The sequence below is a fragment of the Pseudalkalibacillus hwajinpoensis genome, assembly GCF_039851965.1.
Lineage (GTDB): Bacteria > Bacillota > Bacilli > Bacillales > Guptibacillaceae > Guptibacillus > Guptibacillus hwajinpoensis_E.
In genome coordinates this window covers 1,394,892-1,410,659 of the sequence record NZ_CP156674.1, presented here as the reverse complement: position 1 = coordinate 1,410,659, position 15,768 = coordinate 1,394,892, and the positions used below count along the sequence as shown (strand labels likewise).

Genomic DNA, 15,768 nt, shown 5'->3' with positions numbered 1-15,768 from the left:
AAGCAGCAAATCCAATTGGATTTGCTGCTTCCTTCAATTATGCACCGGCCCATACGTCTTTAGCGTATCGACCTTCTTTTTCAAGGGTGTGGAGCCAATTTACGGCATCTTCTTCTGTCGTTTCCTCCATCTTCATAAAACTTGTGATGAGCGTTTGTTCTACATCTGGAGCCATTTTATTGCCATCCCCACAAACATATAGGCGACCGTCTTCTTTCAATAAAGGCAGAACCTCTACTGCATTTTTGGATAGGCGATGCTGAACATATGTTTTCTCTTGTCCGGGGCAGCCTGAGAACGCGGTATGAAGTGTAACTAAGCCATCCCTTTCCGCCTGCTCTAATTCATCTTGGTACAGGTAGTCATGATCAGGGTTACGACAGCCAAAGTATAGGTGGGCAGCACCGAGACTAACTCCCATTTCTTTTAAAACACGACGCGCCTGAACGAACCCTCTGAACGGCGCTACACCTGTTCCAGGTCCGATTAGGATGATCGGAGTTTCGGGATCTTCAGGCAGCTGGAAGTTTGACTGCGATGTGCTAATAAAGCAAGCAACTTTATCGCCCTGCTTTTGTTTAGCTAAATAGTTTGAAGCGACCCCTTTGTATTCGCCTTTTCCGTTCCACGCATTATCACGAACAATGCTAACTGTGATACTTGCTTCGCTTTCCTTGAAAAGAGGGGAGCTTGAAATTGAATAATACCTTGGTTTCAGTGGTGGAAGCAAAGCAATAAACCTTTCGAATGGCATTTCACATGCCACGTAATGCTCAACAATCTCTAGCATGGTAACACGCTTTTCCAGGACTTCAATTTTATACGTCCGGTTTTCGAGCATTTGTTCGAGTTCAGTTACGTGTGGTGGACATACGGTATGTGCTGCAAGAGCACGGATCTGTGAACGTGTTGCTGGTTGTTGAAGCTCTACGTAGGAAGAAAGTAAATCTTGAAGTTTAACAGGTTTATCAGTCGGTAGGTGTGCCGCTTTTCCTGAATCACCTGATAACACTACATGATCATGTCCATTCAAATGAAAGCGTTCTAGGACTCGCTCTACCAGTTCATCATTATTCTGTGGAAGCACACCAACATGATCACCTTCCTGATAGGACACGCCATCCGGAAGAATCAATTCGATGTGTCGCGTACTACGGCCACTATCTGAGTGCTGAAGTTCCTTGTTATCATTCACGATCGCTGTAAAAGTGTGGTGAGATTGTGCAAGAGGCGTATCGCTTACACCGCTAACGAAACTCATCGAAATCGTATTGTTTTCAGATCCAACGATGTTAAAATCAATGTCCATTGCTTCCGCTAGATAAGGCCAGAGAGTTTCTTCCCACTTCTCATAATCACCTTCAAAATCGTCACTTGCATCACCAAAACCGATTTCTGAAATACGGTCAGCTCCTTGTTGTGCCATTCGATCATCAATGAATGTAGGAATGCGCTGATAGGTGGTAGCCCAGTTACGATCCCCGCAGCCAAATACAGCGTACTGTAAGCCTTCTAAGGATCCTTCTTTAGCTTGATCAAGCCAGTTAACAAACTTGGCGGCATTTTCGGGAGGATTCCCGTTATAGGATGCAGATACGATTAGGACGGCACCTTCCTTTGGAAGCTTATCCACATAGTCATTTAGTGGTGCAACCTGAATACTGTAGCCCTGTTGATGACCAGTCTCAGCAAGATCTCGTGCAACTCCTTCTGCAGTTCCAAGGTTTGATCCATAAAGAACAAGTAAGGGTGTACCATGCGCATTTTCAACCGCTATTGGTGTGGATTTCTTATCTTTTACAACAGGTTCTGAAGATGGAACTGCGAACGAAATCGATTCTTTTCTAGGCTTGACTTTCATCTTCAGTCCATCGGGTTTCAGGGTTAATGTTTCTTTCACATCGAGCTGGTAGTTCGCATGATCAATGAGATCGAAATGTTGGATGATCATACCGAGTACAAGCGTTGCTTCATGAAGCGAGAACTGCTGACCGATACAAGCTCGCTGACCGTTGCCAAATGGCTTGTAGGTATGGTGGGGAATCGCAGAAGGATCTTCAAATCGTTCTGGAATGAAGGCTTCTACATCCTCTCCCCATACCGATTTATCGCGATGAAGCTCAGGGATAAGGAGCGTGAATACATCATCTTTCTCAACAGCATATTCGCCATTCAACGTTGTATTTTCTTTTGCATAGAGTGAAAAGGCAGGGGCCGTTGGCCATAGACGGAGTGATTCATTTAAAATCATCCGTACATATTTAAGCTGCTTCACCTGTTTGTAATCAGGAATAGCATCTCCCACAACGCGGTCAACTTCTTCTTGTGCTTTGGCAAGTTTGTCAGGGTTATTCATTAAATAATAAAGCGTGAATGAAAGCAAGCCGCTTGTTGTTTCATGTCCTGCGATTAGGAAGGTGATGATTTGGAAACGGATGTTTTCATCATCGAGTGGTTCTCCAGTTTCAGGGTCTTTTCCTTTAAGCATATGAGAAAGCAGATCATCTTCACCTTGATCTCCGTTTTTCTTGCGCTCTGCAATGAGGTCATCGACGAGTGAAAACATGTATTCAATATCTTCTCGAAACTGTTTTTTAGATCTTACCATTAATTTATCCTGTACGCCCAGACGCTGCGATTGATTCATTGCCTCATCCAAAGAACGGACCATGGCATCAACAAACTCATGGTTGTTCTCTCTATAGAAGCTATTAAATCTGAAGTCAAATCCGCATAGTCCGATCGTGTCTAGAGTTAAACGAGTCATATCTTCAGGCACATCGACTTCCTCATTTGGATTCAAACGAGCCCATTTTTGGATGAGCTGTGTGGCAAGGTCAACCATTTTATTATGATAACTTTTCATCGCTTGCTGGCTAAAGCTAGGCAACAGAATATTGTGAGCTTTCTTCCAGTTTGGTTCTTTTGTTTCGCTAGTGAATAACCCATCACCCCCAAAGGCACGCACTTTCTGTAGAACCGGTCCTACTTTTTTGTCGAACCGAGATTCGTCGCAGATCTCTGCTGCAAGAGTAGCGCTGGATACAAAAGTACTCATACGTCCTGGAAACTGAAACTGAAAAATTGGACCGAATTCTTTTGAAAGCTTCATAAATGATTGGATTGGCTTCTCTTTATCAATAAGGGGGAGACTTCCGAGCGGTCCGTATGTTCTGGGTTGTGGAAACGATTTCTTAGTTATCATGCTTTCATCACCTCATCTATAGAATGGATCGGAATGAATATTCATTCCGGTGGTACATGAAGAGTATGGTCTCTTCAATTATGGTATCGAACAGAGTCCCATAAGCTGTCTTCAATACGGGAAAGTAATTCCAGTGAAGGTTCAAGATCACCGGAGCGAACAAGGTGTTGAAGTTCGAGAAAAGCACCATATACGATCGCAATTAGCGCTTCTGATGGTAAATCACGAATGTCATATTGTTTTTTCCCTGTATCAAAAAATGTCTGAAGAATTTTTAACAATTGCTGAAAATCAGAATGACTTTTCTCATTTAAAAAATGAGCTGCACTATGAGTCTTAATGAAATAAAGAGCATGTTCATTTTGATTAGTAAATAAGAGCATAGCTTTATAAATATGATGGAATTGTTTACGAGTAGACTCTTTGTAAGGAAACTGATCTTCAAGAGTGCTAGTAAACGTGTTTACGTAATCTTGAAATAACGTATTAACAAGAACCTCTTTGTTTTCAAAATACCGGTAAATCGTTCCGGCACCAACATTTGCAGAGGCAGCGATCATTGGGACAGTGGTGGCATCAAATCCACGCTCTGCAAATAAGCCAAGAGCACTCGTGAGAATGCTTTCCCTTTTGTTTAGGGTCGTCATCACGATCAACCTTTCATAATAAAGTGGAGAATGAATTTTCATTCCTCTTTTAACTCTAAACCTATTTGAAATGCTTAACAATAAAGCAGATGGCCTAAAAAGAGTGAAGATCTTGTTAACAAAAGGGTAGTAAAACCTAGGGAATTTCCAATGATCAGGATTAGTTTGATAGAATATCATCTAATTTCATAAAAAACGGCAGCCCTTAGGAAAAAAGGGCCGCCATTTTTTATTATGGTTTTAAAATCACCTTGATGTTGCCATCTTCTTTTTTATCAAAAATGTCATAACCTTTAGCTGCATCTTCAATTGATAAGCTATGAGTGATGATGTCTTTTGGATCAAATTCTTGATTTTCAATCACATCGAACAGTTTTGGCATCAAGTGAATCACAGGAGCCTGTCCCATTTTCAGAGAAACGTTTCTTGTAAAGAAGTCACCAAGTGGGAATCGATTTGCTTCTGTACCATATACGCCTGTTAAGTGTACTGTACCAAACTTACGTACAGATTTAGAAGCTGTTAAAATCGGGCTAATAGTGCCGAACTGGTTATCGAACTCTGAACCCAATGACTCATTAGGGGAAACTGTACCGTCCATGCCTACACAATCAATGACAACGTCAGCTCCACCTTTTGTTTCTTCATATAAAAGAGAACCAATATCATCATGACTTTTAAAATTATACGTATCAACATGATTTGTTCGTTTTCCATGCTCAAGACGGTGATCTACCTGGTCGACCGCAATGACGCGTTTTGCACCTTTTAGCTTAGCAAATTTCTGTGCCATCAATCCGATTGGGCCACTTCCAAGGATGATGACAGTGTCACCTGCTTTGACACCACTATGTTCCACACTCCAATAAGCTGTAGGAACAACATCTGAAAGGAAAAGAACACTTTCATCGTCTAGTGTGCTTGATTCTGGAACTTTAAATGAAGTGAAATCTGCATATGGTACACGCAAGTATTCTGCCTGTACACCTGGATAATTTCCGTTAATTTCAGTAAAACCAAATAAGCCCCCAACTTCACCATGTGGGTTTGATTCATCACACTGGCTTTCCATTTGGTTTTTACAGTAATGGCATTCACCGCACCCAATATTGAATGGAATGACGACGTGATCGCCTTTTTTAAGGTTTTGACATCTGGGCCAACTTCTTCAACATTCCCCATCGGCTCGTGACCAATGATGTAATCCTGTTCAGGTTCTATGCCACCATGATAAAGATGAAGATCTGAACCACAAATACCGCTGGCAGTAATTTTTACGATCATATCACTTCGTTCTTGAATCGATGGAGCTTCAACTTCCTTAACGACTATTTGTTCTTTACCTTGATATGTAATAGCTTTCATTCTCCCATATCCTTGTTGTTAGTTTAATCCACCTATTTCCGAATTAATTGTTTCTCAAACATCAAAATCTGTAAAATCTTAGCGAGGAAGTGGTTTCTATATGAACTTTGTTAGAGAAACAAATTATCTTAACGATAGAAAGGTGGCTATTTTTAAGATAGTAGCCACCTCTCTTATTATTGATATTCGAATATCAATCGATCGGATCTTCTGCTTTCCCGTACCGAATCACTTCGTAAATTGCCATGCCATCGCTCGGTTTTCCACCGTCATTTCGATAAGGCATTAACGAGAAGAAAATAAAGTAGATGGAGAAATAGGTGAACTGATAGAAAAATAGGTCGACTGGAAGGACCTTCGCATAAATTAATGCGTTCAAAGTAAAGACAACAATAATATTGAACAGACTACCCGCCGCGTAAATCGCGACGTGCGCCCACGTTTTGTTATACGTTAAATCCTCGTACTGACACCAGCCTTCCATGAAGTATTTCTTCTTTATTTCAAGTGGACCTATGTGGAGCAAAGTCTTACCGGTACCGATACAGAATTTGATTCTCCCGCCGAATAGGCGTGCCATGAGTACGTGTCCTGCTTCATGCAGCAGTGTAACAATCGGTAATATGATAAAGAAGTTCACAAAGAACATCGGGATATCGCTTAAAGTAAACATAGTAAACCTCCAAGATGATATTAAAGTTGATTGAGAAAAATGACCTGCATTCAAGCGTTCCCTTATATGTTGGTTTTGTAACCTGATTATAAGAAAAAAACCAAATGGAGTGGACCCTTAGTGTTACGAAAATAAAATAGAAAAAAGGAACGACTGTATGGAGCGTTCCTTCACGTTTATTCAACAATCTGAAGTTCTTTCGGATACTTTGTTAATGTTTCATATCCTGTTTTCGTAACAAGCACATCATCTTCAATTCTAACTCCACCAACCTCAGGTAAATAAACACCTGGCTCGATCGTATAAGTCATTCCTTCGACTAAAAAGGAATTGTTGTTCTCACTCATCGATGGATACTCATGTACATCGATTCCAATACCATGACCGATTCGATGAGGGAACTGGTTTTCATATCCTGCTTCTTTAATGATCTGTCTAGCAGTTTTATCTAAATCCCCAACTCTGGTTCCAGGTTTGGAGATTTCAAGCGTTTGAAGCTGAGCGTTCAGTACAACATCATATATTTCTTTTTGTTTTTCGTTAACTTCTTTATAAGCAACTGTTCGCGTAATATCTGAACAATATCCACCAAACACCACACCGAGATCGAATAAGACGAGGTCTCCACGTTTTAATTTGCGATCCCCAGGGTTACCGTGTGGCTGTCCTGCTTTTTTACCAAATAAAACCATTGTTGAAAAAGACATTTCTCTAATTCCTTTTTTCTTTAGTTCGTATTCGATCGTTGCTAGGACTTCCATTTCAGTGCATCCTTCTTGTAGTGCTTTCACTCCAGTTTCCACCCCGAAGTCAGCCAGTGCAGCAGCTTTTTTGAGAATTTCTAATTCTTTTTTATCTTTGATCAAACGTAGCTCATGAAGTTTCTCTTCAGCACTTGAGAAAGAAACGGAGGGATAACGTTTCATGATTTGTTCAGCTCGTCCATAGGAAAGGGTTTCTTTTTCAATGGCCACCCGGTTTGCTTCTGTGACTCCGCGTTTCTTCAACGCATGATGGATGAGTTCCCATGGATCATCAGCATCACCATGTCCGATGATGTCGTTTTTCCATCCTGCCTCTCTAGCTTGAGAGACTTCCATACCCGGACAAACAAGAAATGGATCTGTATCAGGAAAAATAAATAAGCCTAAGAGCCGTTCATGTGGTTCGCACTCGAAGTTGGATAGATAGAAGACATTCGATGAAGAGTGAACAAACGCAAATGTTTGTTCAGTCTCTCCTAGCCATTTCGAGAAATTTTCTAAACGATGATTCATTTTTCTCACAACCTGTTCTCTAAAATTCGTATCAGTTCTATTCGGTCTTTGTTTTGTGTGATGTTAATAACGTAACGGCAATCAATACGATAACGGCTACTGGAACAGCGAAAAGAACACTGTTTAGCTCAAATGGTTTAGCGAGAGGGATTTCCCATACAAGCGTAGTAACAACACCTGCAATCATCGATGAAACACCGCCATAAATGTTGACACGTTTCCAGAAGAAAACGGCTAAGACGGCAGGGGTGATGCCTGCTCCGTAAACCGTGTAAGCATACATTTGAACAGATAATACAGTAGGGAAAAAGCTAATAATCACATAGGCAAGTACCCCAAGTATCACGATGAACCATTTTGTCATCACGAGTAACTGCTTATCACTAGCATCCTTTTTAAAATATTTCCCATATAGATCATAGGTTACGTTCGTGGCGGCAGATAGGAGGTAAGAGTTACCTGTTGTAATAATAAACGCTGTAGCAGCGGTTAATAATATACCGCCTACGAACGTTGGCATAACTACGGTTGTTGCCATTAGCGCCATTCCAGGATCGATATCAGGAAAGATAGAACGTGCTGCGAAAGCAATTATACTAATCGTTGGAGAAATTAGTAGCATGGCAACGAGCCAACCAATTTGGGCTTTTTTCGAAGAACTGTCACCGCTAGATGATGCCAACCGTTGATACATGTTCTGGTCAGCAAGTAGTAGAAATAAGGACGGTAATAAATACCCAAGTAATTGAATGTTCGATAATTGACCACTGAATGTTAAGTGATCTTGTGGAACATTCGCCAGGATGCTGTCCCAACCACCTGCAATGACAATGATAGTTGGTAAAGTGATTCCTAAACCGACAACCATAAGAATGGCACTAACTGCATCAGTAGGAGCTACTGAACGTAATCCACCAATCGTTGCCAGGAAGATGATAAGAGCAGCACCGATAATGGTTCCAATTTCAACTGAAATTCCTGTTGTGAGATTCAGAATGAAGCCAAACCCTTTCATCTGATAGGAGACAATTCCTACATAGGCAAGAATAATGATAATGCCTGCCAGCGTCCTCGCGAATGAACCGTATTTTTCTTCAAGAATAGAAGAGACCGTATATTTCCCAAATGCTCGTATTCTTGGAGCGATGATATAAAGAATAAGAATCCCTAATAGCGTTGGAATAGCCATAAGAAACGCAGGAATAATACCATAGCTATAGGCCATCGAGGTTTCCCCGCCTGAAATACTTCCGCTTCCTGTCCATGTTGCTAAAAGCGTTCCTGTCAGTACAAGAGCTCCGAGTCCTTTACCAGCAAGTATGAAATCCTCACTATTTGATACTTTCTTTGAAAAATAAATTCCTAGTCCGACCATGAGGATGCCATAAGCTATAACAAACCATAGAAGATTAGGATTGTATGTAATCTCCATTACGTAAATGTCACTTCCTTATCTGTGTGTCTTTTCTGAGGTTCGCACCGTTCATCATGCTATCATAATCATTTGCGTTATTAAAAAGCGGGAAATAAAAGTGTTGGAATACTTTAGTAATGAAACTTATTATAATCCCGAAAAATCATCTTATTCACACCTTTTATTGGTTATGTTTTCTACTTAATAGAAAATAATATGAAAATCATAAGATTAAAGGACTAAATCCAAAAAGTTTAGTGCGTAAATAAAAGCGTTTTTATTTCGATTTTTAATATAATTTAAACAGTTTATTGTGGGGGTATTAATAAGAATCAAGCCTTTTGAAAAGGAATCTTCTCATTGCTTCAGTCGGTGAATGGAATAGCAAAAACGGCTTTTTCAGTGGAAGGGAAAGTTCATGATTTGAAGAACTATCTTATGAGGGTACAAAGCAAGAGGGTTGATGAAAACTTTTAAAGAGTTTATGATGATATTATATACCCCATAGGGTAATTGATAATTCTTTTACGGGAGGATTAAACCATGTATATACGTGCGTTTTTTGATGAGAAACTTGCACAGTATTCGTATATGATCGGATGTCAGCGAACTGGTGAAGCACTCATGATCGACCCGGCTCGTGATGTAGCACCATATTTAGAAACAGCCAAAACAGAAGGATTCCATCTGGCTGCAGCTGCGGAAACGCACATCCATGCTGATTTTGTTTCAGGCGCCAGACAATTAGCTGAAAAGCATGATGTGAAATTATATTTATCAGATGAAGGAGATCAAGATTGGAAATACGGTTACCTTGAAGGATTGAACGTAGACCTCGTTACAGATGGTTCCATTATTAACGTTGGAAATGTGGAACTACGCGTTATGCGCACTCCTGGGCACACTCCAGAGAGTATTTCTTTCGAGCTGACGGATCGTGGTGGAGGCTCTGAAGTACCGATGGGCATATTTACTGGAGATTTTGTTTTTGTAGGTGATATTGGTCGTCCAGATTTGCTTGAAAAAGCAGCTGGCGCTGTAGGAACAGCTGAAACTGGAGCTAAGGACATCTTCAAGTCACTTCAAAAGTTTAAAGAACTACCAGAATTCTTAACGGTTTGGCCAGGTCACGGTGCAGGGAGTGCCTGCGGGAAGTCATTAGGAGCTGTTCCACAATCGACAGTGGGCTATGAACTGCGGAATAACTGGGCATTGAAAGAAGAAAACGAAGGAACGTTTGTAAAAGAGCTATTGAACGAGCAGCCAGAAGCGCCAACCTATTTTGCAGTCATGAAAAAAGTGAATAAAGAAGGACCGAATGTATTAACAGGTAAAGAACTTGCGAAGATCTCAAATGTTGATGAATTTCGTATGGTTGCATCGAACGCTAACACAACGATCGTTGATACACGTCCAGCGCAGGATTTCGCAGACGGTCACATTGAAGGAGCGATCAATCTTCCATTTAATAAAGCTTTCACAAACTGGTCAGGCTGGGTGCTTAACTATGATCACGATTTGCTGCTCATTGCGGAAGATGATCAAAAAGAAAACATCGTGAGGGCTTTACATTCCATTGGCATCGACCATATTAGAGCGTACGCTAGCTCAGAACTACTTTCGCAGTGGGATGATCTTGAAGGCTATTCCTTTATTTCCACAGAAGAATTAAAGGATGTTTACAAAAAAGAAGATGTTTATGTTGTGGATATCCGAAAAGAAAATGAGTGGAGCGAAGGACATATTCCTGATGCCAATCATCATATGCTTGGCTATTTGGAAGATCAGGCGAAGGACATTCCAGAAGATAAAACGGTTGTTGTTCACTGCCAATCTGGTACACGTTCAGCGATCGGAACGAGCTTGCTACAATCACTTGGATTTAAGGATATCTTGAATTATAGCGGTGGTTTTGCAGCATGGGAGAAACAAGGAGATAAAATTGAGAAGTAATTAAAAAGCAGCGTAAAGCACTCCTCCAGAAGTGATGGCTGAGCAAATGATCCAGCTGAACCAGAAAGGGGCCGACGGGGATATTGAAGATGCATGTGAGGAAGCAAAATGAACGATAGAAAGCCTATTTGGAACAGACTTTCTATCGTCGCTCGTATCGTTTCATTAAATAATAAAACAATAGTAGATGATAAAGAATCCCAATGATAAGAAAAAGGAACCCGGATAGATGCCAGCCGTTCATTGTAAGCAGATATCCTTTGATCGGCCAGTATGGAGGCAAAATTCCAGCAAGCATCAGTGCAGGATGATCAATGAAGTAAATCGCGATTGGAATGGCAAGAATGATACTGATTACCTTTGCGATAGCTAAACCTTCTACCTTATTTTCTGCTGTGCTCGCCATAAGGAGAGCGATGATTGGTGTTTCTACGATAATTAACAGCAAAAAGGGAAGTAGTCGTAATGTCATAATTTCGGTGAACCCTCCGATGGTGAGTACCGGAAAAGCTAACAACAGACTAATGATCATGGGGAGATACAGGCGATAGAACAAATAGCCTTTTAATTGAAAGGGAGTAACCGCAATCGACATGGCGATTCCTTCGTCTTTTTCGTCAAGAAGGATAAATCCGCTCATCATGCCAAGCATCACCGGTGTCGTGAGCAGCAGAAGCAAACCGATAACCAGATTTTGATCCGAAGGAGGAAAGGTTGTTCCTTTAAAGAATGCTTCATCTAAAATAGGAGTTGCAAAACGAAAGAACAGTGCCATCAAGATAGGGGCAAAAATGGAAATCATCGTCATCAGGTCTTTCCAAATTGCTTTCAAATCATAGAACAATAGAGAAAGTATGCGCGCCATCTTATTCACCACCATTCTTAAAAAAAATACGTTCATATTGACGCTTGGTTATAAAGAAGAAAAGAATGACCCAGCTAATTAAAATAAAAATCGGAAGTGATAGATGAGGAATAGGATGAAAACCATCTGTGATCATTTGAAGAGTGTTATATCCCGGCGTCCACTTGAGCAACGTTGGAGCTGGGAGGGAAAAGTAGTTTGCCATTGGTAAAAAAAAGATGGGTACGAATAAAGGTGTAACGAGCAAGTACTGATTGAGCGATTTGACTCTGATCGCCACCATCATGCCTAGAAACGTAGCAAATAAGGAGCAAATGAACACTGCGACTAGAATAGGTGTGTAGTGAAGCGAAAGACCAAAACTAGCAAGCAATATGACTGAACTTGCCACAGTAGCTAGACAGGAAAGAGACAGAGCCTTGCCTAAAATATATTCAGAAATTCTTAGTGGACTGATGAGTAGCTGTTGAATCATACCTTGATCCCTTTCCAAGAGGATGATGCCCCCAACGAAAAAGGATCCGAGAAAAGAACAATCAGAGAAAATAAGCAGAACAGCTGCCGTTTCTTTCCATGATGGAGGAATAAAAGCAAGGAAGGTAATGTAAAAAACGGATACAACGAGATAGGCAAGATAGAAACCATGTTTGATTTGAAATGAAATATCTGTCCTTATCTGGGTCATCATCCTCATGCCAGTTTCCTCCCAGTTACTTCAATGAAAATATCCTCTAGAGTTGCTTCTTCTGTATACATTGAAATCAATCGATTGCTCTGTAGAATTTCCATAAAGGTTGGATTGTTAGCTAGATTTGTAGTTGGCAGTGTGAGTGTTGAGGCCCCACCTGACTCCTTATGGAAGGTGAGGTGCAGTGTTTGTTTGCTTCTTTTTCGCATAAGCTTTTGGGGCGCATCGATAAGTTCGACTTTCCCATCAACAATAAACGCGACACGGTCACAGATTTCCTCAGCAACGTGCATGTTATGAGTTGTGATGATCACTGTTTTTCCTTCGTGCTTCATATTCAAAATGTAGTCGATGATCATCCGTGCATTTGTGGGATCAAGACCTGATGTTGGTTCATCGAGAAAAAGAATATCTGGATTATGAAGAAGCGCACGTACGAAATTAAGTCGCATCTTCATGCCTTTCGATAAAGCAGAGGCTTTCATTTGGGCAGCTTCCTCAAGTCCCACTTGCTTCAACAGATCGAGCGGTTCATTCCCTTTGCTTTTATAAAACTTCGAGAAGAGCTTCAAGTTCTCCATTGCTGTAAATTTTGAATAGAAATTTGGAAATTCAAATGCCACTCCGATCTGTTCATAGAAGTCAGAAGTCGTTTCACGAATTTCATGTCCATTCACGATCGCTGAACCCTGATAGTCTTTAATCAAACCGATCAGGATTTTTTGAATCGTGCTCTTTCCAGCTCCGGATGGACCAAGAAATCCAAAGATCTCCCCTTCAGCAACCGCGAAATCAATGTCAGTCAACGTTTGATGATGAGATTTGGGATAGCGATAGCTTACCTGGCTAATCTTCAGCATCCTTTATCCCTCCCTAAGAATTTCATGTGCCAGTGCGTTGGCATAAAAGTGAAGCGTGTTTTGAAACTCGTCTTGACCGATTTCTCGCTGATGCATTGTTAGAAGAAAGAACGCACGAATGACGCTACCAATCGTCTTCTTTTGAGGATGATCTTGAAGGGGGAGCAGCTTCTCAAGTGATAATTGGTCATGATTCATATGACGTTCTAACCGCTCTTTCGGTACTTTGCGCGAGATCGCACTCATTTGGGTTGGAGACATCATGAGTTCGATAAAGGGATTGCCGGTCGCAAGCTCGACCCCTCTTATCAAAAAGCATGCAATCTCGTTTGGAGATGTGAATGCCATATGATTGAATTCATTAAACAATATTTCTTTAATGGAGGCTTCTTCTTCTTCAAGTATGGTGAAGATGAGCTCTTCTTTCGACGTATAGAACTTATAGAATGAACCAGGGGCAATCCCGATAGCATCGGTTAAATCTTTGATCCCTGTCTTAAATCCTCTAGTGCGATACTGATTTCTTGCTTCATCAATCAGCTGTTGTCGAATCTCTGTTAATTCCTGTTTAGAAAAACCTCGTGCCATTTTCAAAATCCCCTTTTGTGAATATGTGAATATGTGAATATTTTATATTTATATTCACAATAACATTTTTAAAATTAAAAGCAAGAAAAATAAGAGGGGGTTAAAATAGTGTACAGAATGTTCCTCGTTCTTAAGAAAGGATTAAGTCAAATGCCATCGAATAGGTAAGATGGAAGGTCAGCTCCGTCATGTCTCCAATAACCAATATAGAGGTGAAGGGAATGAACACGACTGAACCGTTAAGACTTGAAGTATGGAATCGATTTGTAAGAGAAGGTGTGCTGGATTCTTCAAGGATTCGAGAGCGAATATCGGAGTCATGGCACTTATGTCAGCGGAAAGGCGTCAATCCTTATGGTGGTAAGGGAGAGCATGTCCTAACAGAAGAGAATCTGGAAACACGACTAACAAACAATAAGTTGTTAATGGATCTCTCGTCACATTATTTAGAGAAGCTTTACACCTTTTTTGGGAATGCAAGGTCAATGGTGTTGCTAACTGATGCAGAAGGATATGTGTTAAAGGCGTTTGGACAGAAAGATACATTGCAAAGAGCACTGACGATTAATTTTAAGAAAGGTGTAAGGTGGACGGAGGAGCTTGTTGGAACAAATGCGATCGGGACAGCGATTCGTATCAATGAACCCATTACAGTTAAAGGATCCGAGCATTTCTCTGTCGCATCTCATCAATGGATTTGTTCAGCTTCTCCCATTCATTATGAAGGTAAGCTTGTAGGGGTTCTTGATGTTACGAGTCCTGTTGAACATTCGGCACATGAGCACGCCCTTGCAGCCGTTGTGTCGACAGCATTTGCGATTGAGAAAGAATGGCAACTGCGAATCAAAGAAGAAGAGTTAGAACTACTTCGGTACGTCAACGATGCAGAAAAGGAACCTTTTCTATTAGTAAATCAAAAAAACAAAGTTATCTGGTCAAGCTCAAAAGATTGTATTCAAAAAGGAGTTTTCCTAGAAGAACTGAGCCAAACGCGCATTAAACAAAAAATACAGATTCGATCGATTTATAACGAACGAATTATTGGAACAAAAATTATTTTAGAATCTGCATACAAAAAAAACCAAACAAATCTTCCTCCGCCAGTATTTGTTTTTAATGGAGTTAAGGGAATAAGTTCATCTTTTAATACTGTTATCAATCAGGCAAAGAAAGTAGCAAAAACGAATGCGTCCGTACATATTCATGGCGAAACAGGTACCGGGAAGGAATTATTGGCGCATGCCATCCATCTTAATAGTAATCGAGCTCATGGTCCCTTTGTTGCTGTCAATTGTGGAGCTATTCCATCTTCATTAATTGAAAGTGAATTATTTGGGTATACTTCAGGTTCATTTACAGGAGCCAATAGAAAAGGATTTCGTGGAAAGCTTGCACAGGCCGATGGAGGCACCTTATTTCTAGATGAAATAGGAGATATTTCTCATTCGATGCAAGTTGCGCTTCTTCGTGTACTGCAAGAGAAAGAAATTACCCCCATAGGTGGAGATAAACCAATCTCCATCGATATAAGAGTGATAACAGCAACTCACTGTAGGTTGGAGGAAATGGTAGAGAGGGGAGCATTTCGCGAAGACTTGTATTATAGAATAGTTGTTTTTCCACTCTATCTTCCTTCTCTTCGTGAAAGGGGAGAGGATATCCCTTATCTAGTTGAAGAGTATTGCTCTCGTATGAATTGGAAAATTCGTTTTCCTCCTAATATTATGAAAGAACTCAAAGAACAGGAATGGAAAGGGAACATTCGAGAATTGCATAATGTGCTTCAACGCTTGCAAATACTCTACCCAGATCAGCTTCCTTCGACCTCCATTCAATCTTGTATGACCACTGGAACCGAGCGCATTCAGAAAGAAGAATCCTATATGAAACAGCTTGAGAAGCACAAAATTGTCGGAGCTCTCGAGGAAAACAGTGGGAATGTTTCTTCAACCGCAAAAGCTCTTAACATGCCAAGAAGTACGTTGTATCGAAAGTTAAAGAAATATAAGCTGTTATAAGAAATAATGAGACAAAATGAGACATCGCCCAGTTATTCTGTCTCACCAATAAACGTAAATGAGAGAAAACGCTTAATTTGTAAGCGTTTTCTTTTTGGTATGAATCTTGCAATAAAGAGTTGTGTAAACAAATTCTGTGTAATAAAGGGAGGAATGGCAACGTGTCTATAATAAAAACGTCTAAGCCGACATTCTCAAAGGAAAAAGCTGCCTGG

General features: G+C 40.6%; 11 protein-coding genes and 1 pseudogene. 2 read left to right on the top strand and 10 right to left on the bottom strand.

What is annotated here, in order from left to right; genetic code table 11:
- Nucleotides 1–37: 37 nt before the first annotated feature.
- From ABFG93_RS07120 to ABFG93_RS07095, 6 genes and pseudogenes are all read right to left on the bottom strand, one after another.
- A complete protein-coding gene (locus tag ABFG93_RS07120) occupies nucleotides 38–3,205 on the bottom strand; it encodes a bifunctional cytochrome P450/NADPH--P450 reductase (RefSeq protein ID WP_347551838.1) in 3,168 nt (1,055 codons plus the stop codon).
- Nucleotides 3,206–3,279: 74 nt separating this feature from the next.
- A complete protein-coding gene (locus ABFG93_RS07115; RefSeq protein ID WP_347551836.1) occupies nucleotides 3,280–3,894 on the bottom strand; it encodes a TetR/AcrR family transcriptional regulator in 615 nt (204 codons plus the stop codon).
- A gap of 190 nt (nucleotides 3,895–4,084) precedes the next feature.
- Nucleotides 4,085–5,217: pseudogene (locus ABFG93_RS07110) on the bottom strand (alcohol dehydrogenase catalytic domain-containing protein).
- A 193-nt stretch (nucleotides 5,218–5,410) separates the two neighbouring features.
- Nucleotides 5,411–5,890: a site-2 protease family protein gene (locus ABFG93_RS07105; protein WP_347551834.1), complete on the bottom strand. Its 480-nt coding sequence runs from the start codon at nucleotides 5,888–5,890 to the stop codon at nucleotides 5,411–5,413.
- A 176-nt stretch (nucleotides 5,891–6,066) separates the two neighbouring features.
- Entirely contained in the window at nucleotides 6,067–7,167 is a 1,101-nt protein-coding gene (locus ABFG93_RS07100; protein ID WP_347551832.1) for a M24 family metallopeptidase, read from the bottom strand.
- 37 nt (nucleotides 7,168–7,204) lie between these two features.
- Nucleotides 7,205–8,599 carry a sodium:solute symporter family protein gene (locus ABFG93_RS07095; RefSeq protein ID WP_347551830.1) on the bottom strand — a complete coding sequence of 465 codons (1,395 nt, stop codon included), beginning with the start codon at nucleotides 8,597–8,599 and terminating at the stop codon, nucleotides 7,205–7,207.
- Nucleotides 8,600–9,124: 525 nt separating this feature from the next.
- On the opposite strand from ABFG93_RS07095, the gene ABFG93_RS07090 reads away from it, so the two are divergent.
- Nucleotides 9,125–10,534 carry a rhodanese-like domain-containing protein gene (locus ABFG93_RS07090; protein ID WP_347551828.1) on the top strand — a complete coding sequence of 470 codons (1,410 nt, stop codon included), beginning with the start codon at nucleotides 9,125–9,127 and terminating at the stop codon, nucleotides 10,532–10,534.
- A 142-nt stretch (nucleotides 10,535–10,676) separates the two neighbouring features.
- On the opposite strand, the gene ABFG93_RS07085 is transcribed toward ABFG93_RS07090, so the two are convergent.
- From ABFG93_RS07085 to ABFG93_RS07070, 4 genes are read right to left on the bottom strand one after another with little or no spacing between them, the layout of a single operon-like run.
- Entirely contained in the window at nucleotides 10,677–11,399 is a 723-nt protein-coding gene (locus tag ABFG93_RS07085; protein ID WP_347551826.1) for a hypothetical protein, read from the bottom strand.
- Nucleotide 11,400: 1 nt separating this feature from the next.
- Nucleotides 11,401–12,093 carry a hypothetical protein gene (locus tag ABFG93_RS07080; protein WP_347551824.1) on the bottom strand — a complete coding sequence of 231 codons (693 nt, stop codon included), beginning with the start codon at nucleotides 12,091–12,093 and terminating at the stop codon, nucleotides 11,401–11,403.
- Nucleotides 12,090–12,947, bottom strand: coding sequence for an ABC transporter ATP-binding protein (locus ABFG93_RS07075; protein ID WP_347551822.1), 858 nt, complete (start codon nucleotides 12,945–12,947; stop codon nucleotides 12,090–12,092). The genes ABFG93_RS07080 and ABFG93_RS07075 overlap by 4 nt, the downstream gene beginning before the upstream one ends.
- Nucleotides 12,948–12,950: 3 nt before the next feature.
- Entirely contained in the window at nucleotides 12,951–13,535 is a 585-nt protein-coding gene (locus ABFG93_RS07070; RefSeq protein ID WP_347551820.1) for a TetR/AcrR family transcriptional regulator, read from the bottom strand.
- Nucleotides 13,536–13,756: 221 nt separating this feature from the next.
- On the opposite strand from ABFG93_RS07070, the gene ABFG93_RS07065 reads away from it, so the two are divergent.
- Nucleotides 13,757–15,553 (top strand): sigma-54-dependent Fis family transcriptional regulator, encoded by a 1,797-nt coding sequence (locus tag ABFG93_RS07065; RefSeq protein WP_347551818.1) that lies wholly within the window; start codon nucleotides 13,757–13,759, stop codon nucleotides 15,551–15,553.
- Nucleotides 15,554–15,768: the final 215 nt, after the last annotated feature.